This is a genomic window from Stenotrophomonas sp. 14P6.2.3, from assembly GCF_057799055.1.
In genome coordinates this window covers 162,402-182,601 of record NZ_JBYOLA010000004.1, presented here as the reverse complement: position 1 = coordinate 182,601, position 20,200 = coordinate 162,402, and the positions used below count along the sequence as shown (strand labels likewise).

General features: G+C 66.6%; 13 protein-coding genes. 3 read left to right on the top strand and 10 right to left on the bottom strand.

Translation table 11 applies throughout. The annotated features are described in order from the left end of the window. Positions 1-31: 31 nt before the first annotated feature. The 3 genes from AC27VL_RS05825 to AC27VL_RS05815 all read right to left on the bottom strand — a co-directional run bounded on the left by AC27VL_RS05825 (position 32) and on the right by AC27VL_RS05815 (position 1,995). Positions 32-1,084: a linear amide C-N hydrolase gene (locus tag AC27VL_RS05825; RefSeq protein ID WP_488765802.1), complete on the bottom strand. Its 1,053-nt coding sequence runs from the start codon at positions 1,082-1,084 to the stop codon at positions 32-34. A gap of 63 nt (positions 1,085-1,147) precedes the next feature. Further along, positions 1,148-1,561, bottom strand: a complete 414-nt coding sequence (locus tag AC27VL_RS05820; RefSeq protein WP_488765800.1) for a DUF6691 family protein — start codon at positions 1,559-1,561, stop codon at positions 1,148-1,150. After that, entirely contained in the window at positions 1,558-1,995 is a 438-nt protein-coding gene (locus AC27VL_RS05815; RefSeq protein ID WP_100552391.1) for a YeeE/YedE family protein, read from the bottom strand. Before AC27VL_RS05815 ends, AC27VL_RS05820 begins: the two co-directional genes overlap by 4 nt. Positions 1,996-2,112: 117 nt before the next feature. Between AC27VL_RS05815 and AC27VL_RS05810 the strand changes: the two genes are divergently transcribed. Next, complete coding sequence (locus AC27VL_RS05810) at positions 2,113-2,400, top strand: ArsR/SmtB family transcription factor (protein WP_100554105.1); 288 nt, start codon at positions 2,113-2,115, stop codon at positions 2,398-2,400. A gap of 3 nt (positions 2,401-2,403) precedes the next feature. Here the strand turns inward: AC27VL_RS05810 and AC27VL_RS05805 are convergent, their stop codons facing one another. The 5 genes from AC27VL_RS05805 to AC27VL_RS05785 all read right to left on the bottom strand — a co-directional run bounded on the left by AC27VL_RS05805 (position 2,404) and on the right by AC27VL_RS05785 (position 8,545). Then, positions 2,404-2,832: a BLUF domain-containing protein gene (locus AC27VL_RS05805; RefSeq protein ID WP_488765798.1), complete on the bottom strand. Its 429-nt coding sequence runs from the start codon at positions 2,830-2,832 to the stop codon at positions 2,404-2,406. A gap of 82 nt (positions 2,833-2,914) precedes the next feature. Continuing rightward, on the bottom strand, positions 2,915-4,054 hold the full coding sequence (locus tag AC27VL_RS05800; protein WP_100552389.1) for a hybrid sensor histidine kinase/response regulator: 1,140 nt from the start codon (positions 4,052-4,054) through the stop codon (positions 2,915-2,917). Continuing rightward, the gene (locus AC27VL_RS05795; RefSeq protein ID WP_409349544.1) at positions 4,051-4,617 is read right to left on the bottom strand and encodes a chemotaxis protein CheB; all 567 of its coding nucleotides are present in this window, start codon (positions 4,615-4,617) and stop codon (positions 4,051-4,053) included. The genes AC27VL_RS05800 and AC27VL_RS05795 overlap by 4 nt, the downstream gene beginning before the upstream one ends. A gap of 8 nt (positions 4,618-4,625) precedes the next feature. Beyond that, complete coding sequence (locus AC27VL_RS05790; protein WP_100465185.1) at positions 4,626-5,450, bottom strand: CheR family methyltransferase; 825 nt, start codon at positions 5,448-5,450, stop codon at positions 4,626-4,628. After that, positions 5,447-8,545 (bottom strand): response regulator, encoded by a 3,099-nt coding sequence (locus AC27VL_RS05785; RefSeq protein ID WP_346559309.1) that lies wholly within the window; start codon positions 8,543-8,545, stop codon positions 5,447-5,449. The genes AC27VL_RS05790 and AC27VL_RS05785 overlap by 4 nt, the downstream gene beginning before the upstream one ends. Positions 8,546-8,696: 151 nt before the next feature. Between AC27VL_RS05785 and AC27VL_RS05780 the strand changes: the two genes are divergently transcribed. Together AC27VL_RS05780 and AC27VL_RS05775 are read left to right on the top strand one after the other, a co-directional pair. Then, complete coding sequence (locus AC27VL_RS05780; RefSeq protein WP_406779683.1) at positions 8,697-9,857, top strand: two-component system sensor histidine kinase NtrB; 1,161 nt, start codon at positions 8,697-8,699, stop codon at positions 9,855-9,857. After that, positions 9,847-10,206, top strand: coding sequence for a response regulator (locus AC27VL_RS05775; protein ID WP_089240789.1), 360 nt, complete (start codon positions 9,847-9,849; stop codon positions 10,204-10,206). The genes AC27VL_RS05780 and AC27VL_RS05775 overlap by 11 nt, the downstream gene beginning before the upstream one ends. Positions 10,207-10,293: 87 nt before the next feature. Here the strand turns inward: AC27VL_RS05775 and AC27VL_RS05770 are convergent, their stop codons facing one another. Then, positions 10,294-13,995 carry a TonB-dependent receptor gene (locus AC27VL_RS05770; protein WP_488765797.1) on the bottom strand — a complete coding sequence of 1,234 codons (3,702 nt, stop codon included), beginning with the start codon at positions 13,993-13,995 and terminating at the stop codon, positions 10,294-10,296. Next, on the bottom strand, positions 13,992-20,168 hold the full coding sequence (locus tag AC27VL_RS05765; RefSeq protein WP_488765796.1) for a CshA/CshB family fibrillar adhesin-related protein: 6,177 nt from the start codon (positions 20,166-20,168) through the stop codon (positions 13,992-13,994). The genes AC27VL_RS05770 and AC27VL_RS05765 overlap by 4 nt, the downstream gene beginning before the upstream one ends. Between the last annotated feature and the right edge of the window lie 32 nt (positions 20,169-20,200).

Here is a 20,200-nt window from a genome sequence, read left to right as displayed (position 1 = left end):
CGTTGCCGGGCGCTGGCAACACAGCCTCGCGCTAACCCTCCACGCCAAGGAAGGTGAACGGTGCGCTGGGCACGAAGTGCTGCAGCGCATCCCCGGCAAACGTATTGCGCTGGTCACGGCCGAGATCAAGCTTGAGCACCTTGCCGCCGAAATCGACCTTGGTCAGGTCGACCCAGAAGGTATTGGGTGTCAGTGCCGACTCGAAGAAGTACAGGCGCCGCTTGTGGTCGGCAACCGTGCGCCAGCGGGTGGACGAGATGTTGGGCTCGCCCGGCGTGGTGATGCCGAACGGCACCGACACGTTGCGAATCACGCTGAACACACTGGCCAGCGCCTCGACCGGATCTTCCGCTTTCGGAATCGCGTTGATGTAGAACGACGCACGCGCGAAGCGGTCGGCCGAACGGTTGGTGCCGGGCAGCATCACCGTGCCACCGATCTGCTGCCAGTAGCTGTTCAACGCCAGTTGCTGGTCGAAGATCGGCGAATTGGTCATCACCTGGTAGCGGCGATCGTGGTGGATCACCTGGCGTCCGCCGATGTATTCAACGATCGCGCTGTCACCCGTGGCATCGGACAGCGACAGATGCAGCGTTGCCTGGCGGTCCTCGCCAGGCACCTTGTCGGTGACGATCGAATACGGCTCGCGCTGCAGGGCCGTCACGGCTTGTTCCACAGTAGCGAAATTATCCAGCACGTACTGCGCCCACAACGAGATCGACAGGCCGGGCTTGCCACTGCGCTGGGCCGGGTATTCCGATTCGACCAGCCACAGCAGGTTGGCGACCAGGCCCTTCTCGTTCATGCCGTCGGTGGTGGAGATGTCATAGCCGGTGGCCACCACGCTGCCGTAGTGCGCGGTCCAGGCGATCGAGCCCGGCCCGGCCTGTCCGGTGCGCGCGATGCCACGCGGCAACACGTAGAGATTGGTGGCGACATCCACTTTCCAGTCCATCGAGCGGGCGGTGATGACATCGCCGTTGTCGCCCAGATACACCGCACGCGTGCAGGCCATCGCCGGCATCGCCGCTGTCGCCAGTGCCGCCGCCAACAACGCGCTGCCGTTCCACTTCATCCGTGCCATGCCATGCTCCTTTCCCCGGGAAAAGTGATCTGAACCCTGCACCGGTGAGGCAAACGTGAAACCTCAGCGCAGCCAGCGGTCATGCAGCCAGAAACCACCCGCCATCGCCGGCACGAACCACAACGCTTCGCGCGCCCTCACCGCCAACGCGGCCAGCGCGGGCCCCGGGCAATACCCGACCCAGCCCCAGCCGATGCCGAACACTGCCGCGCCCAGCAGCAACCGCTTATCGACCGCCTGCGCTGCCGGCAGCTGGAGGCGCTCGGCGCAGCATGGGCGGTGCCACCGCCGCAGCCAGAACTGACCCAGTGCACTGACCAGCAGTGCCGACGCCAGTACCCAGGCCAGCGTGGGATCGAAGTCGCCGGCCACATCGAGGAAACCGAGCACGCGACGCGGGTCGGTCATGCCGGCCAGCGCGAGGCCGGCGCCGAACAGGCCACCGGCAGCACATGCGGCCCACAAGCTGCGGCTCATGCAAGACCCCCGCCGTGGCGCACCAGGAACGTGGTGAGCATCGCGCAGGCCATGAACACCAACACCGCCACCAGCGATCGTCGTGAACCACGGGCGAGGCCACAGACACCGTGGCCGCTGGTGCAGCCATTGCCCAGCCGCGTACCGACGCCCACCAGTACACCGGCAGCGATCAATTGCCAGGCCGGCAGTGCGTCACGCAACAACGCGCGCGCCGGTTGTCCAGCGCCCGCCTGCCAGCTCAGCACCGCCGCCGCAGCCACCATCAATCCGAGCAGGAAGGCCCAGCGCCAGCCACGATCACCTCGCGGTGCGGCCACGGCGCCTGCAGTGATGCCGCTGATGCCGGCCACCCGACCGAGCGTGGCCAGCAGCACCACTGCCGACGTACCGATCAGGCCGCCGCCTGCAATTGCCGCCCATGGCAGGTTCACGCCCTGCCCCGCTGTATCTCGCGCATCGGCTTGCCCTTTAATTTAGATTTCCCTAAATTAGACTTTCCTGAACTATCGGGTCAAGCCGTGCCCAGCATCACCACCGACAGCGCCGCGATGGCCGCGCATGCCGCACAGGCGGCCGCCCTGCTGAAATCACTGGCCCACCCGGCGCGACTGCGTGTGTTGTGTCGTCTGGTGGAAAGCGAAGCACCCGTGCCGGAACTGCAGGCGGTGACCGGCCTGAGCGCATCGGCGCTGTCACAGCATCTGGCCGTGCTGCGCCATCTGGATGTGGTGGCAACGCGACGACAGGCACAGACACTGCACTATCGGCTGCTGGACGGTCCGGCGCTGGGGGTACTTCAGGCATTGCACGCGGCGTACTGCGCACCGCAGCGCTAGCGATCAGCCTGCGCTGAGCGCCGGCCGCACGACCTCGGTCAACAGATCCACCGCGGTGAACAGTGCACTGTCACCGTTCACCGTACGGGCGAACCCCGCCCAGTCCCCTGCGGAAAGCTGGCGCAGCAGCGCAGCGTCCACCGGCAACACGCGCATCGCCCAGTACGGAAACTGACGCTGGCCAACCCGGCCGCGCGCGAGCTCGACGATGTCGACATGACTGCCAGCCTGCAGGATGCGCTCATACACCGAATCGATGCCATCGGGTGGCCCTTCGATGTACTGCAGGAAGCGCTCGCCGTCATTCAGCAGCACGCCGGTCACCCCTGCCAGCTTGTTGAAGCGCGCGGCGTCCTCGACCAGCATCTGCAGACGTTCGGCGGAAAGATCCGGCTTGGACTGGCTGACGTAGGCGATGGCACGCAGTGGCATGGAGCTTCCTTTGCAAGAGTGGTGCCACGGTAGCAGTTGCGGACGCGTCCGTCTCAGTACGCTCACGCGTCAGCTGAAGAATTCAGGAAACGGCCGGGCTGCGTCCATCGGCGCGGCGCGGCAGCAGTGCCTCGAACACCACCTGTCCTGCGTCGTTGCGCGCGCTCAACTGCCCGCCATGGGCACGCACGAACTGGTCAACGATGTACAGGCCCAGCCCCAAGCCGTTGCTTTGGTGGAAGCTTGCCTTGAACGGTTCGAACAGACGCGGCAGCAACGCTTCATCGACATGGCCGGCGTTGCTTACGCGCAGCGCGACAACACGCGCATCGCTGCCATCGACCTGCACCTGCACCGCTGCATCAGCGCCATGGGTGAGTGCGTTGCCGACCAGGTTGGCGATGATCTGCCCCAAACGATCCATGTCGCCCTGCAGGGTCGAATCACCGCGCACATCCAGTGCGATCCGATCGGTTCGATGACCGGCACCGGCCTCCACCAACACCGCACGCGTCACCTCGGCCAGGTCGCAGGCACCGCTCTGCAGGCGCAGGCCACCACTGCGGATCCGCGAGAAGTCCAGCAACTGCTCGACCATGCGCGCCATCCGCAGCGTGCTGGCTTCCAGATAGCTCAGCGTCTGTTGCGCGCCGGCATTGTCGGCCGGCAGCTCCAGCGACAGCTTGTCGGCACATAGCAGGATGGCCGACAACGGCGTGCGCAGGTCGTGGGTCAGCACCGCGGCCATGGTCTCGTTGAGCTTCAACGCGCGCTCCAGCGCCTCGTTGCGCGCCTTCAGCAGCTGTCGCTGCTGGTAGAGCTCGATGAACACATTGACCTTGCTGAGGATCACCTGCGGCGCCACCGGCTTGTGCAGGAAATCCACCGCGCCGGTCTCGTAGCCCTTGAAGACCCTGTGCGGATCGTCCGGCGAGGCGGTCAGGAAGATGATCGGCACGTCGCGGCTGCGCTGCGAGCCGCGCATCAGCTCGGCCAGCATGAAACCATCGATCTCCGGCATGTGCACGTCCAGCAGCGCCAGCGCCACCTCATGCTCCAGCAGCAGTTCCAGCGCCTGCGCGCCGGAATCGGCCAGCAGCAGGTTGACGCCCTCGCGGCGCAGCAGCGCCTCCATCGCCACCAGGTTCTGCGGTACGTCGTCGACGATCAGCAGGTTGACCGGGGCCTGCGACTGGGCAGGGTCCGGCGGCAGCAGGTTCATGCAAACAACTCCTTCAGGCGGCGACACATCAGTTCAAGGGGCAGCACGGCGTCGGCGCCGGCATGCTGCAGGGCGGAGGCCGGCATCATCGATGCCTCGGCCTCCTCGGGGCATTGCAGCCAGGCCTGGCCACCAGCGGTGCGCACCGCGGCCACGCCATCACTGCCATCGCTGCTGGCACCGGTCAGCAGGATCGCCAGCACACGCGTGCCGAACACGGCTGCGGCGGATTCGAACAGCGGATCGATGGCCGGCCGCGAGAACAGCACCGGATCGTCCATCGACAGTGCGATGGCCTGCGTGTCCTCCACCAACAGGTGGTAGTCCGGCGGCGCGAACGTCACCGTTCCCGCCTGCAGCGGCTGCTTGTCCTCCGCTTCGCGCACGGTCAGCGCGCAGTACGGTGCCAGCACATCGGCGATGCGGCTGGAACGGTCGCGCGGCAGGTGCAGCACCACCAGTACCGGCACCGGCAGGGTGGCCGGCAACGCGCCAAGCACGATCTGCAGGGCGGCCACGCCACCCGCCGATGCGCCGATCACCACCATTTCAGGGCGGGACATCGCCACCATCAGGCCACCTTCCGGTACAGACGGTGCTCCCGCGAACAGGCTTCGAACGCATCGTGATGGCGACCGAACTGCAGCGACTCCTTGCTGCCCAGGCCGAGGAAGCCGCGATGCACCAGTGCTTCGCGGAACAATCCCACCGCCCGATCCTGCAGGTCGCGGTTGAAATAGATCAGCACATTGCGGCAGGACACCAGGTGCACTTCCGAAAACACCGTGTCGGTGGCCAGGCTGTGATCGGCGAACACCACGTTGCGGCGCAACTGGCGGTCGAAGACTGCGCCGTCGTAGGCGGTGGTGTAATAGTCCGACAGTGAACCGGTGCCGCCAGCGGCAAGGTAGTTCCGGCTGAACTGCGCCAGGCGGTCAATGCCGTAGGCGCCGGCCTCGGCCGTGGCCAGTGCCGCGGGGTTGATGTCGGTGGCGTAGACGATGCTGCGCTCAAGCAGGCCTTCCTCGTGCAGCAGGATCGCCAGCGACCACACTTCCTCGCCGGTACTGCAGCCGGCCACCCACAGCTTCACCGAGGGGTAGGTACGCAGCACCGGCACCACCTGTTCGCGCATCTGCCGGAAATACTCCGGGTCACGGAACATCTCCGAGACCTGCACGGTGAAGAACTGCATGGCCTGGGCGAACAGCTCCGGTTCGTGCAGCAGCCGATGCTGCAGATCCGACAGGCGCTCGCACTCGTAGCGCTGCATGGCCTGGCTGACGCGACGGCGCAGCGAGGACACCGCATAGCTGCGGAAGTCGTAGTGGTAGCGCTGATACAGCGCCTCCAGCAGCACCTTCAGCTCCAGGTCGAACAGCGCCTGCTCGTTCATTGCCGCGAGCACCAGACCCGGCACAGCGACACCAGCTTGTCCACGTCGATGGGCTTGGCGATGTAGTCGTTGGCACCGGCCTGCAGGCAGCGCTCACGGTCATCGGGCATGGCCTTGGCGGTCAGCGCGATGATCGGCAGGTCCTGCAGGTGGCGCTGCGCGCGGATCTCGCGCATCGCCTGCAGGCCATCCTTCTCCGGCATCATGATGTCCATCAGCACCAGGTCCACCTCACGCTGGGCCAGCCGATCAACGGCCTCCTGGCCGTTGCGGGCGATCTCCAGCGTCACCCCCAGCGGCTCCAGCACGCTGGACAGCGCGAAGATGTTGCGCACATCGTCCTCGGCCAGCAGCACGGTGCGTCCGTCGAGCACGGTGTCGCGGCGGCGCGCTTCTCGGAGCAGGCGCTGCTGGTCGCTGGGCAGGTTGGCCTCCACGCTGTGCAGGAACAGCGTCACCTCGTCGAGCAGGCGCTCGGGCGAACGCGCGCCCTTGATGATGATGCTCTTGGAGTAGCGGCGCAGGCGCTGCTCTTCCTCGCGGCTGAGGGCACGGCCGGTGTAGACGATGACCGGCGGGAAGCCGACGTCATCGTTGCCCGCCATGTGCTCAAGCAGGTCGTAGCCACTGCCGTCGGGCAGCGACAGGTCCATCACCATGCAGTCGAAGGTGACCGTGCTCAGCTGTTCCACCGCTGCGGCAAGCGTGCCGACAGCGGCGATCTGCAGCTGATCGCGGCCCAGCAGCAGTTCCAGGTTGCGGCGCAGGTCGTTGTCATCCTCCACGATCAGCAGGCGCCGTACGTCGCGCTGGCTGGTCTGTTCAAGCTGTTCGATGGCAGCCACCAACCGCTCGCGCGTGGTCGGCTTGATCGCGAAACCGATCGCACCCAGCTCGCGCGCCACCTGGCTGCGGTCCATGCCGGAGACCACGTGCACCGGAATGTGCCGGGTATCGGGATTGCGCTTGAGCCGTTCGAGCACGGTCAGGCCGGAGACGTCGGGCAGGCCGATGTCCAGCAGGATGCCGTTCGGGCGCAGGTCCGCCGCCAGCGCCAACGCCTCTTCGGCGGTGGTGGCTACCACGCAGTCGAAATCAAGCTCATGCGCCAGCGTCACCAGCGCTTCGGCGAAGACCGCATCATCTTCCACGGCCAGGATCAACCGCCCTGCGTGGTGGCGCCGGCCACGGTCATCGGCCACCGCGGCGACCGGAGTGGCGCTGGAGCGCTGGGCAACAGGCGTAGGGGCCGTCGGCGCGACGGGTGCCTTTTGTTCGGGCGCGGCGACTGCGGTGTCTCCGCCGGCCTCGGCCATCGGCGCGCCCTGCAGAGGCAGTTCGAGAATGAAGCAGCTGCCGCGGCCCGGCTCGCTGTCCACTTGGATATCGCCGCCCATGCGTACCGCGAGGTCACGCGAGATCGACAGACCCAGGCCGGTGCCACCGTAACGGCGGCGGGTGCTGCCATCGGCCTGGCGGAAGGCCTCGAAGATCAGCTGCAACTGATCGCGTGCGATGCCGATGCCGCTGTCGGAGACCTCGAATCGGATCCGGCCATTGCCGCCGCTGCGAACGTGCAGGCTGACCTTGCCGTGCTCGGTGAACTTGACCGCATTGGCGAGCAGATTCTTCAGGATCTGCTGCAGGCGCTGGTTGTCGGCCACCAGTTGGCTGGGGGCCAGGCCATCGGCCTCGATCTGCAGCGTCAGGCCCTTCTGCCGCGCCATCGGCTCGAAGGTCTCACGCAGCCGCTGCAGCACGCTGTCGACCACCACCACTTCATCGGCCAGTTCGACGTGCCCTGCTTCGATGCGTGACAGATCGAGGATGTCGTTGATCAGCGCCAGCAGGTCGTTGTTGGACGACAGGATGGCGCGGGCGTACTTGACCTGCTCGTCGCTGAGCGCGCCGTCCTTGTTGTCGGCCAGCAGCTTGGCCAGGATCAGCGAACTGTTCAGCGGCGTGCGCAGTTCGTGCGACATGTTGGCCAGGAATTCGGACTTGTAGCGTGAGGTGGCAGCCAGTTCGTTGCTGTTGCGCACCAGCTGGCCCTGCGCGACCAGCAGCGCCTGCTTCTGCGCCTCCAGCTCGTGGGTGCGCTCTTCCAGCTGCACATTGCTCTGCTCAAGCTCGGCCTGCTGCTGTTCCAGATGGCTCTGCGACTGCATCAGGCTGCGGCTCTGCTCTTCCAGCTCTTCGTTGGCAACACGCAGTTCTTCCTGCTGCGCCTGCAGTTCTTCGCCTTGGCGCTGCGACTCCTCCAGCAGCACCATCAGCTGCCCGCGCAGCATCGAGGTGCGCAGTGCCATGCCGATCGTTTCGGCGCAGCGCTCCAACAGTTCGTCATCCAGTGCACGCTGATCACCCACAACCGAGCGACCGAGCTCGATCACACCGACCACGGCGCCGTCACTGCTGACCGGGGCGAGGATGCGCTCGCGCACAGGCACACGTCCCAGGCTCGTCTGCAGCTCCAGCGTGGTCGCGTCGCCACCCTGCAGGTGCCGCGCCAGCTGGTCGCGGGCCACCTGCCCTGCCACCCCTTCCTGCAGGCCCAACGTCGCCGGGATGCCGGTCGGCAAGGCCAGTCCACCGGTCAGCTGCAGGCGGCCTCCATCCAGTCGATAGAGCGCTCCAACGTCCGCACGCAGGTGGGTTGCCAGTGCCGTCACCGCCGCCTCGGCGATCTGCTCCGGTGCCAGCTCGCCGCGCAGACCAAGCGCCACTGCATTCTCAGCTTCCTGCAGCCACAGCGCGCGCATGGCCTCCCGTCGCGCCTGGATCGCACGCGATGCGATCAGCGCGATCATCAGGAAAGCGGCGCCACCGATGGTCCGGTTGACGAACGAGAAGGACGAATTGGTACTGGCCGGCGCCACGTTGTAGCCCACCGCCAGCAGCACGCAGGCGCTGACGGCCACCACGAACGGTACCCGGGCGCTGCGCTGGAACACGGTGACGCCGATGGCCATGAAATAGGCCAGCCACACCGCGTAGCCCAGCGGCACCACCAGTTCCAGCGCGGCCGTAGCCGCCACCAGCACCGCCGAGGTCATCCAGATCCAGCGGTCACGCGTAGTCGCACCAGGACGCATGCAGGTCGGTTCCACATTGGAAAAGGGGGGTGATGTTACTCCGTGTCGCATTCAGCCGCATACGACCAATGGCACGGGCGTTGCGTGCACACCTTCTTCACACTGCACTGCCTACGTTCTCGTGCCTCACACAGGTAATACGCACTTCATCGTGGTCGCTGCCGCTTCGACGCCGTCCGTGTTGACGGACCCTTCCCGACAGCTGCGATTGCTGATCGACAGCGTGCGCGATCATGCGCTGTACCTGCTCGATCCCGACGGCATCGTCTGCAGCTGGAATCCCGGTGCCGAGCGCATCAAGGGCTACCGGTCGGAAGAAGTCATCGGTACCCACTTCGGGCGCTTCTACCTGCCGGCCGAGCGCGATGCCGGCGAGCCGCAGCGGCTGCTGCGACTGGCGGCGGAAAGCGGGCACCAGGCCGCCGAAGGTTGGCGGGTGCGCCGTGACGGGTCGCCGTTCCGCGCCAGCGTGGTCATCGAGTCGGTGGTCGAGAACGGCGAGCTGGTGGGCTTCGTCAAGATCACCCGCGACATCACCGAGCAGTGGCAGGCGCAACGGCTCCTGCGCGACGCGCAGCGGGCGCTGCGCCAGACCCAGCAGTTCGAGACGGTCGGCCAGCTCAGCCGCGGCCTTGCCCATGAGTTCAACAACCTGCTGACCACCATCGTCAATGCGCTGGACCTGCTGTCGGCACGCATGGGTGATGATGAGCGTGCCAATGCCCTGCTCACCACCGCACAGGCGGCCAGCGATCGGGGTGCCCTGTTGACCCGGCAGCTGCTGGCCTTCAGTACCGGGCAGACCCTGATCCGCGAAACGCTGGACATCAATGCGCGTATCCACGACTGGCTGCCCGCCCTGCAGGCCACCTGCCCTGCCGGCGTCACCCTGGAAACCGCGCTGGCGGCCGGCCTGCCTGCGATACTCAGTGACACCGTGCAGCTGCAGACAGCGCTCGCCAATCTGGTCGGCAACGCTGCGGACGCCACGGTGGGGGGCGGTCGGGTACTGATCGCCACCGCGCTGGAACACCGCATGGACCCCGACGCCGAAACATCCCGGCAACGGACCTATGTGACGTTGAGCGTCTGCGATGAGGGCCATGGCATGGCCCCGGACATCGCCGAGCGCGCGACCGAACCTTTCTTCACCACCAAGGACATCGGCAAGGGCAGCGGTCTGGGCCTGAGCCAGGTGTTCGGATTCACCACCCAGAGTGGCGGTTTCGTTGATGTGTCCACCACGCCCGGTGTCGGCACCACGGTCAGCCTGCTGCTCCCTGCAACCGAGGACCCCGCACATGACCGATGATCCGATCCGCGTATTGATGGTGGAGGACCAGACCGATCTGCGCGAGATGATCGGCCTGGCCCTGCGCGACTTCGGCATCGACGTGGCGACCACGGCGGATGCGCAGGAAGCAGTCGCCCTGCTGCAGGGCGGCGCGCGTTTCGATGTGGTGTTCAGTGACATCAGCATGCCCAACGGCATGTCCGGCATCGAGCTGAGCGAGCATGTGGCGCGGGACCAGCCGCAGGCGCGGATGATTCTTTCCTCCGGCTACGCGCGCTCGCAGTTGCCGCCGCTGCCCGAGCAGGTGGAATTCCTGCCCAAGCCTTACCGGTTGCGGCAGCTGGTGGAGCTGCTCAAGCAGGAGTGAGGGACCGCTGTTTTGCCAGGCATGGCCTGGCACTACCCGTAGTGTCCGTCGCGGGCTTGCCAGGCGTGGCCTGGCATTGCCCTGTCCTCAATAGCGACCCACCAGGTTCAGGTACCAGCCCCGGTGCGTGTAGTCGAACTTGGTCAGGTCGTCACTGAAGTCGGTGAAGTTGTAGCCCACGCCGACCCGGAAGTTGCGGCCGACATCGCGGTCCACACCCGCCAACCAACCCTGCCGGCGACCGCCATCGCGCACGTCCAGCGAGCGGTACTCCAGTAGGCCATGCCATTGGTAGTACAGGTCATAGCGCAGCTGCGCGGCACCGAAGTTCGTTGCTGAATCGAACCACGGGCCGGTGCCGCGGCCATAGCGCACCTCGCCTTCGCGGCGGGCCAGCTTGGCCGCTACTTCCCAGCGCTGGTCGATGCGGTACACGCCCTCCAGCGACAGCACCTGGGTCCGCTGGTCGTAGTCCACGCCGTTGACCTGGCCCATCGTCGACAGGTCGTACAGATAGCTGTAACGGCCGAACAACGCCCAGCGATCATTGTCCCAGGGGCGGTAGGCGAAGCCGAGATTGCCTTCGATGAAGCGTGCACCGGCCACCGGGTTGATCGCATCGTCGGTGTCGGCGTAGTTGAACCGCGCGGCAATCCGCCAGCTGTCATTGAGACGATGGCTGAGGCGATTGGTGCTGACCCATTGCGTGCGCCGCTCCGCACCGGTGTCACGACGCCACTCCACCTTGCTCTGCCACTCGGTACCCGGCGACGTACGGCCACCGGACAGGCTGATGGCCTTGCGGTCGACCTGGCCACTGCTCGCATCCAGCTTGCCATCGCTGAGGGTGAAGCCCGCGTTCCAGCCCACCGCCGGATAGAAATCCATGCCGAAGGTGTTGGCCAGGCCCGATTCCTCGCCGGATTTCAGGAACTGGCTCTCATTGAACACGTTGACCTGGTCAGACAGGCGCCAGCGCTGGCCCAGCGTCCAGCCATCCTGCGCGTTCGGGCTGAACAGCGGGTCGTACTCGCTGCGGTCGGTGGACTGGGTGAACGCACCATAGAAACTGTGCTGTGGGGTCAACTTGTACTCGGCATTGACCTGCGCGGCGCTGCCACGATCACCATCACTGACCTCGGCACCGATCGTGGACAGGTTGGCGAAGGTGTAGGTGCCACCGGCGACCACCGCATCATTGTCCGCGTAGCGGCCATGATCGTCATCGACGGTCAGCTGGCCGCCACCATAGAGGTCCAGCGCGGTACCGATGCGATGGGTGTAGCGCGCTGCCGCCAGCACACCGGCATTGCTGCCGATGCCGCGGTCTTCCTGCACCCGGCGCAGCTCGGCCGACACGCGGTCGTTGTCGCCGATCCGCCACTCGACGGTGGCCTGGGCCTGGATCAACGATTCATTGCCGCGCCGCGCTTCGCTGTATCGCGCATACAGGCTGAAATCGTCGGTCACGTAGCCCAGCAGCTCGGCGCCCTGCTCACGCACGCGCTGGCCGGTATCGAAGCGGCCCACCGAATAGCCTCCCTCGACCTGCCGCCACCAGGCACCGGCACTCCAGTCGCGCTGGGTCCAGCCCAGCTCGCGCAGGTTCACCCGTGCCTCCACCGCCGTCGCCTCGCCTTCGCGCGGCCCCTCGGGGTTGAGGCGGGTGAAGCTCAGGCCACCGTTGTCGGAGAAGAACACCGGCGCACTGGTCGCCTCGCTGCGGCTGTGCTCGACCTTCAGGTAGGTGCCACGCCCGGCCTGCAGGGTCAGGTCCGCACCGCGCAGCGAATAGTCCTGCCCGGCGCGCTGTTCGTCCACATAGGTAGCCCCCACCGCCACGTGATCGCCGAACCAGTGCTTGCCACGCACGCCGGCGGTGATGTCGTCATTGTCGAAGCCGGTCGGTACCCATTCGTAGTCGACGATCAGGCGCTGCTCGTAGCCGTCCAGCGGCACGTCGCGGCTGATCCGGCGCAGGTTCTCGCGGCTGACCTGGGCCAGTGGCCGGGTCAGCAGGATGCGTCCCTGCAGTGCGTCGATCTCGTAGTCGGCACCGCGCACCAGCGACACCCGCTGCTCGACACGGCCGGTGGTGCGGTCACGGATTTCCAGTACCACCTGGTCCGAGCCGCGCAGGATGCTGGCGTGGCGCAGGTAGTACAGGCTGCCGCCGGTGCCGATGAACTCGCTGTGGCCCGGCGCGGTCTCGGCCTGCGAGCCGAACAGGCGCAGTTCGGTCTGCGCATCGCCCCATGCATTGGCGCCGCGCGAACGCCACGACAGCGCAGCACCGTACAGCGAACGCACGTACTGGGCGTATTCGGTACCGCTCAGACCGGTGTTGTAGTTGCCCCACAGTGCCTGGTTCTTGTCCCAGTCCATGCGCAGGTAGAAGCGGCCCATGCTGTCGACGTCACGCTGGGTCAGCGAATCGTCGCCATAGGTGGGGTAATACAGGTCCGGGTCCAGGCTGCGGAACAGGTCCTGCGGATCGGCGGTGGTGAAGCCGGTGAACAGTTCGTCCAACGGCCGGTTCTGCGTATCGGCCTGTGCCGTCAGCAGATAGCGGCCGCGCGTCTTGGCCTTCAGGTAGAACGCCAGCCGCCCATCACTGAGCACATCATCATCGCGCTCGCCACGGGCGACGTCGCGGCCCGCACCACTGGCCTTGTTCTGGTACACCGTGACATCGGCCAGGCCGACACCGAACAGATAGCGGCCGCTGACATCCACCTCCAGCGTGCGCGCGATCGCTGGTGCATCGGGGCGCTCGACCCGCACATCGAACGCGTGGTGGCCGATCGGCATCAGGTATTCAGCGGCGAATTTGCGGTCCTGGTCCAACGGGTAGCTTTCGCCATTGATCTTCAGTGCCGCGCAAAGTGGCAGGTCGCGGCCCCGCAGGCGCACGCGCGATCCGTACACCGGAATGTTCTGCTGACGCAGGCCGTTGCTGTCGAACACCTGCTCCAGCAGCGACAACGAGGCGGCCTGATTGGCATCGACGGCCGTACCGCGGCGATCTTCCAGGGCGTCACGCAGCTGCTGGTTGCCACGCTCCACTTCGGCCAGCGTCACCAACTGCATGGACTGCGCCGAGGTCTCATCGACATTGCCTTCGGCATCGTACGCGCGCAGCACATAGACCAGGCGGTCGCCACGACGCAGCGGCGTGGATGCCGGCAGCGTACCGTCCCAACTGCCCTGCCCGACCGCAGCCACCGGCAGTTCAAAGGTCGCCAGGGGCGCGACCCGGTCGCTGTCGCTGCCGCGGTAGATGCTCACTTCCAGGCGTTTGATGAACGCGGTGTAGTTGCCACGCACGAAGAATTCGACCGGCCGCACGATGCGGCCCTGGTCGAAGGCCACCATCCCCGGCGCCGAGATCGACAGCTCGGGCTGGCCCATGGCGGGGTCTTCGGTGGCCCAGATCGCGCCGCCTTCCGGCAAGCGGATCATGAACTCACCACGCACGGCCGCCTTGCCCGGCTCATCCAGCGCGATGCTTACGCGGCGGTCCGGCTGCAGTACCTGCGACGACGAACGCGTCGACGTACCTTCGGTCACCGGCTCATCGAAGCTGCGCGAGCGCAGGGTGAACAGCAGGTCGCCGTCTGCGCTGCACTGGTTGCTCTCGCAGTGGATCGGCGCGGCGTCGCTGGACGCGGCGTTGGCCGGCGGTGGCGCCGCCTGCGCGGTTGCTGCCAGGCCCAACAGCAGCGCCTGGTACAACACAGCGCGGTGCAGGGGGGCAGAACGCCGGGCAACAGAGTGATGGGCGCTCATCGGCGGGCCTCCTGTTGGCGGGCCGCCGCGCGGGTGGCGGCGGTCTCCTCGTTGCGCACACGCAGACGTTGCTGCACGGCGGGGCTGAGCTGGACGCGCAGCGCTTCGAACACGGCGTTGGCACGGCGCAGGCCCAACGCCTGGTTGTAGACATGGCTGCCACGTACATCGGTATGGCCGACCAGGCTGACCTGGCCGCCTCCCATCTGCTCCAGGCGCGCGGCGATCGCAGCCAGCAGCGGCTTGAACTCCTCGCGGATCACCGCCTTGTCGGTGTCGAACAGCACGTTGCCGAGCAACGCACCACCGGCATCAACGCCAGCAACCAGCGAGTGCGGATCGCGCACATCGGTACGCAACTGCACGCTCAGGCCAGCGCGCGACCCTTCGGCCACCTCGGCCTGCAGCGCATCACGCACGGCCACCGCACGGGCGAAGGCCAATGCCTGGCTTTCGCCGTTGGCGGCAATCACCACGTCACCGCCCTGGTAACGGTCAACCGCCTCGGCCATCTTCGCCAGCACCGGGCGATAGCTGGCGCGCAGTTCGCTGCTGCCCGAGGCGAACAACACCTCGCCCAAGGCCAACTCGGCGCGCTCGGCAGCCGCCTGCGGCGACGGCGGCAGGCGCACGCCGAAGCTGAAGCGGGTCGGCACGCCCTGGGTGACCCGACGCAGCAACGGATTCTCGGTGGTCAGCTCGGAACCACCCGGTACCGTTGCCGGATCCAGCTTGACGATGAAGTTGCGGCCCAACCGCGCATCGCCACCGTGCACATCGGCCAGGTGGTAACGACCGAACGGATCGGTCTCGATCAGCAGGCCCTCCACCGTGGCCAGGCGCACGCCGGGAATGCCCTGCTCCTGGATGCCGTGGTTGCCGATCACGTAGGCAACCTCATAGCCCTCGGCCACCCGCGCGATCTCGCGATGCACGACCGGCTCGGCCGCGGTCAGGCCCTTGGCCGCCTCGCCACTGCGCTGCACGGTTGTGACACCCTTCGCATCCAGCTGCAGGCGATGACCCTGTGCGCTTTCCAGCACGAAATCATCGGTGAAGGACAGCTCGCGCAGACGCTGGCGGATCACCACCTGGTGGCTCTCGACCGTGTCCGAGGTAGACGCAAGCCCATGCACCACGCCCACCTGCACGCCATGCAGCAGCGGCGCGCTGGCATCGGCCAACGGCTGCGGGCCATCGCCACGATCCAGCGTTGTCGAACCCGGCACGTAAGCGTCGGGCGCGAATCCGCCCTGCACGCGTACACCGGTCAGTTCCGCGCTGTCCTGCCAGCCGTCGCCATCACGATCATCGAACACGGTGCCGAACACCAGGCTGTCTTCCAGCAGCGGATCGGCGTCCATGCGCACTTCAGCGGTCGCCACGTTCGACAGCGGAGTGCCGTCGTCGGCAGTGGCCACGGCCTGGTTGATGTGGTGGCCTGCACGCACGCCCGCACCGACACGCAGCAGGTAGGTGATGGTGGCACTGCGGCCCACGGCAATGTCGACCGCGCCGATGCGCAGCGGGGTCTGGCTGCCGCCCAGCGAGAACGCGCCGTCGTCGTCGGCCACGCGCATCGAGCCATCCACGTAGCTGAAGCCCGGCGGCGGTGTATCGACCACCACGCCGTCGCGCCAATGACTGCTGCCGACGTTCTCGACCACCAACTGGTAGCGCACCAGGTCGCCGACTTTCACCAGCCGCGGGTTGGCGGTCTTGGTGATGCGCAGCGCGAAGTCCGAAATCACTTTGTGCCGCGTTTCGCAGGTGGTGCACTCCGGCGGCGGCGAACCATCCGGGTACTGGCCACGCAGTCGGTTCAGCACCTCGGTGCGTGCCTCCTGGTTGACGATGGCCTGGTAGACGAATTCATGCTGTCCCAGCGGGGTACCGGTCGGCAGCGTGCAGACGATGTCGGTCCCCTGCTGCGCGCAGCCGGCCGGCAGCGTATCCACGCTCAGGCCTGCGTCGGGCGTATCCACCAGTTGCAACGGCTGCCGCAGCGAAGCACGCTCGACGGTGGCCCGCAGGGTATAGCGCAGCCGGTCACCCGGGCGCACTTCACTGCCACTGGCGGGACCGGACAGCTTTTCCAGCACCACGCGCGGCTCGGCCAGCACGTGCTCGGTACTGCAGGTGCCGATGCAGGTCGGGGTATCGCCACCACTGCCCAGCACCGCGTTGCGGACGCTGCCACTGGCCTGCGCATTGACCAGCGCGCGGTAGCCCAGCGTGTAGGTGCCGGGTGCGGTTCCCGCAGGCAGCGTGCATACCAGCGGATTGCTGGCATTGCAGGTAAAGGAACCCGGCTGGGTCACCGACTGCAGGTCCAGGCCCGCACCCAGGGTATCGGTGAGGGTGAGCACATCGCTGGTCTGCGAGTTGGCGACCACCACCTCAACGCTGTAGTCCACTGCATCCCCCATGTTGACCGGCGATGCCGTGCTGGAGGACTTGCGGTAGGTGACCGTCGCCGCCAGCACCGGCGTGGTGGTGGTGCAGTCGGTGGTGCAGGTATTGGTACCGGTGCCGCTGCCAAGCACGGCATTGCTGACGCTGCCCTTGGCCTGTGCATTCACCGTTGCGGTGTAGTTGACCGTGTAGGTGCCCGGTGCGGTGGCGGCCGGCAACGTACACACCAGCGGATTGGCCGCATTGCAGGTGAAGCCGGTGCTGGCGGTGACTGATCCGAAGTCCAGGCCCTGCCCCATGTTGTCGGTCAGGCTGAACACAGTGGTGGTGCGCGAGCGGCTGACCACGGTGGTCAGGGTGTAGGCGATGCTGTCACCCACCTTGACCGGGCCGGCGGCGGCCGAGGTCTTGCGGTAATCGATCTGGCTGCCTGCCACCGGCGTAGTGGTATCGCAGTTGACGGTGCAGCTCGGGTTGTCACCGCCGCTGCCGAGCACCGCATTGGTCACCTGGCCGGTGGCCTGGGCGTTGACCACGGCGGTGTACGACAGGCTGTAGCTGCCCGGTGCGGTACCGGCCGGCAATGTGCACACCAACGGGTTGGCCGCATTGCAGGTGTAGGCGCCGGCACTGGTCACGCTGCCGAAATCCAGGCCGATGCCCAGCGTGTCGGTCAGCGTCACCACGTCGGTGGTGCGCGAGTTGGTTACCACCGTGGTCAAGGTGTAGGCCAGGCTGTCACCCACCGACACGGGGCCGGCACTGTTCACCGACTTGGCATAGCTCACGCCCGGCGTCGCCACCGGTGTGGTGGTATCGCAGTTGGTCGTGCACGAAGGCGTGTCGGGGCCGGTGCCGAGCACGGCATTGCGTACCGTGCCGCTGGCCTGCGCGTTGACCGTGGCGGTGTAACTCAGGCTGTAGGTACCCGGAACCGTGCCGGCGGGCAGCGTGCACACCAGCGGGTTGGCCGCATTGCAGGTAAAGATGCCCGCGCTGGTCACGCTGCTGAAATCGAGGCCGCTGCCCAGCGTATCGGTGAGGGTGACCACATCGGTGGTGCGCGAACGTGCAACGGTCACGCTGAGCGTATAGCCGATGCTGTCGCCCACCCGCACCGGTCCACCGGTGGAGGCCTGCTTGGCGTAGGTCACCTGCGGGCTGGCCAGTGGCGTGGTGGTATCACAGGCGCCGACACACGTCGGATTGTCAGGACCGCTCGGTACAACAGCATTGCGCACCTGGCCAACAGCCTGCGCATTGACGATGCCGGTATACGAGAACGCGTAGGTTCCCGGCACGGTGCCGGCTGGCAGCGTGCACACCAGCGGATTGCCGGGCACGCAGGTAAAGCCGCCGGCATTGGTCATGCTGCCGAAGTCCAGGCCAGTGCCCAGGGTGTCGGTCAGCGTGGTCACCGCGGTGGTGCGCGCATCGGCAACGACCACGCTCACTGTGTAGGCAACGCTGTCGCCCACCGCGACCGGGCCGGCCGTAGCGCTGGCCTTGGACACCGAAATGCGCGGCGCCGCCACCGGCGTGGTGGTGGTGCAGTTGCTGCTGCAGGTGGGAGTATCGGTACCGGTGCCCACCACCGCATTGACCACCTGGCCACTGGCCTGCGCGTTGACGGTGGCCGCATAGGTCAGGCTGTAGGTGCCCGGCACGGTGCCCGCTGGCAGCGTGCACACCAGCGGATTGGCTGCATTGCAGGTAAAGGCGCCGGCATTGGTCACGCTGCCGAAGTCCAGGCCGGTGCCGAGGGTATCGGTCAGGGTCAGCACGTCGCGGCTGTTGCCGTCGGCAATGGTGACATCGACGGTGTAGCTCACCGTCGCCCCCACCGCCACCGGACCGGTGGTGTTGGAGCGCTTTGCATAGCTCACCCGGGTAACCGGAACGGTCACATCGCTGCGGGTGCAGTGGTTGGCGTCGGTGCAGGCCTCGCCCGGTGCGGGCGGATTGCCACCGTTGAACGGATCGTAGCCACCACCGACGCTGGCGTGGTTGCGCAACAGGCCGCTTGCCGATGCGGACACGATCACAGGCAGGGTGAAGCTGCTGCTGTCACCAGGGGTGCCGGCTGCCGACAACACCTGGCTGCTGGTGCAGGTCACCGCCTGGCCGCTCGCAGTACAGCTCCAGCTGCCGCTGGTCAGGGTGCCGGTCCAGTTCGGCACAATGCCGGCCGGCAGCTGGTCACGCACGGTGATCGCACCTGCCGGTACGTTCGGCGGATTGCCGGTCGGCACATTGGTGGTGTTGCTGATCGTCAGCGTGTACTGGGTGCCAGCCTGGCCGTAGTTCCAGATGCCGCCGGTGGCATTGTTGCCCTTCACCACCTTCAGCGCGGGTGCGGTGATGGTGATCCGGTGGTCTTCCACTTCACCGTCATCGGCCACGCCGGTCGGTTGCTGGATCTGCGCCGCATTGGTCGCATAGCGCAGGCGCACGTAACTGGTACCCGCACTTACCTGCGTGGGCACGGTCCAGCTCAGATTGGCGCCGCCGCCACTGCATGTGGCGATGTTGCTGCGCTCGCCCGTGTCGAATGTGCCGTTGCGGTTGAAGTCGATCCAGCCGGCCACGCTGCCGGTGCCCACACACGCCACCGACTGATTGATTGGGGTCCCGGCCTGCATCACCGTCAGCGCGTACGTCGTCGGCCAGGCGTTTTCTTCGTTGGGGTTGCCTGCGGGGAAGTTGTCGTCGCCCTTCGCATCGACGCTGTAGCTGCTGCGCTGTTCGGTATCGGGCCCAACGGTGCCGAGGAAGTCGGTCAGCGGCGGTGCCAGGCCACCCGGTGTATAGCCGGCGGTATTGATGTTGGTGGGCGTGGCGTTGACCGGCAGGCCATCTGGCCGGAACTGCAGGTCGTCCACCACGTGCATGGCATCGCCATAGCTCTGCGGCGCGTCGCCGAAGTCGGCGTACGGCACCAGCAGGCCGATGGCGATGGCGGTGGTGCCGCTGCCGCGCATCGAAAAGCCCATGTTCACCGCAAAGCTGCCCGGCGCATGCGCGGCATTGTCGAAATTGAGGAAGGTGACCGCAGCGGTGTTGTTGTCGTTGCCTGGTCCAAAGCGGACCACGCTGTTCGCACCGATCATCGACTTGGTGACGTTGTATGGGCCAGCACCGACGTTCTTGCGCACTTCGACCACGTTCCAGGTACCGCGCGCGGTGGCCTCGACGAACTCGCCGCTGTTGTTGATCGACTCGGCATCGGCCATCACCACGCCGCGCAGGCGGTAGGGCGTGCCGCCCAGCGTCGAGACGCAGTTGATCTCGAAAGACGATGTACCGCTGCTGCGCGATATCCCCGCGATCAGCTGATTGGCGCCGCCGGTACCACCGACGTTGTACAGGTCATCCAGACTGTCACCGCTGAAATTGCCTGGACGATAGCTCTGCAGGAGGCCACCACCGCTGATGTTGGCCAGGCTGCAGGTGACGTTGAGGTCGATGCCGGAGGCGATCGGCATGGAAATCGACGACGTGTCCCCGTTGTTCAGCGTCACCCCGTGCGTGCCCAGGTCGGTGCCGCCACCCCAGGTCAGCCACAGCACGGTGTTGCGGTACGGGCTGCTGCCGCCGGTCGCGTAGGCTGCAGCCCAGGCCAGCGATGGCAGCATCGCCGACAGCAGCAACAGCAGGCCCGCGGCCAGGCATCGTCCGGTCCGGCCGGGGCGTGCACTTTTTCCAGGATGAACGGATTCACCGCCCGCGCTGATGCGCGACGTCGTCGACTGCCACATGTCTGTTTTCCCCGTCGTCGGCCCGCCGAGGG

What these genes read in the sequence shown, in the direction of transcription:
- AC27VL_RS05825 (WP_488765802.1), bottom strand. Translation starts at nt 1,084, where the DNA reads ATGGCACGGATGAAGTGGAACGGCAGCGCGTTGTTGGCGGCGGCACTG.
- AC27VL_RS05820 (WP_488765800.1), bottom strand. Translation starts at nt 1,561, where the DNA reads ATGAGCCGCAGCTTGTGGGCCGCATGTGCTGCCGGTGGCCTGTTCGGC.
- AC27VL_RS05810 (WP_100554105.1), top strand. Translation starts at nt 2,113, where the DNA reads ATGGCCGCGCATGCCGCACAGGCGGCCGCCCTGCTGAAATCACTGGCC.
- AC27VL_RS05805 (WP_488765798.1), bottom strand. Translation starts at nt 2,832, where the DNA reads ATGCCACTGCGTGCCATCGCCTACGTCAGCCAGTCCAAGCCGGATCTT.
- AC27VL_RS05800 (WP_100552389.1), bottom strand. Translation starts at nt 4,054, where the DNA reads ATGAACCTGCTGCCGCCGGACCCTGCCCAGTCGCAGGCCCCGGTCAAC.
- AC27VL_RS05795 (WP_409349544.1), bottom strand. Translation starts at nt 4,617, where the DNA reads ATGTCCCGCCCTGAAATGGTGGTGATCGGCGCATCGGCGGGTGGCGTG.
- AC27VL_RS05790 (WP_100465185.1), bottom strand. Translation starts at nt 5,450, where the DNA reads ATGAACGAGCAGGCGCTGTTCGACCTGGAGCTGAAGGTGCTGCTGGAG.
- AC27VL_RS05785 (WP_346559309.1), bottom strand. Translation starts at nt 8,545, where the DNA reads ATGCGTCCTGGTGCGACTACGCGTGACCGCTGGATCTGGATGACCTCG.
- AC27VL_RS05775 (WP_089240789.1), top strand. Translation starts at nt 9,847, where the DNA reads ATGACCGATGATCCGATCCGCGTATTGATGGTGGAGGACCAGACCGAT.
- AC27VL_RS05770 (WP_488765797.1), bottom strand. Translation starts at nt 13,995, where the DNA reads ATGAGCGCCCATCACTCTGTTGCCCGGCGTTCTGCCCCCCTGCACCGC.
- AC27VL_RS05765 (WP_488765796.1), bottom strand. Translation starts at nt 20,168, where the DNA reads ATGTGGCAGTCGACGACGTCGCGCATCAGCGCGGGCGGTGAATCCGTT.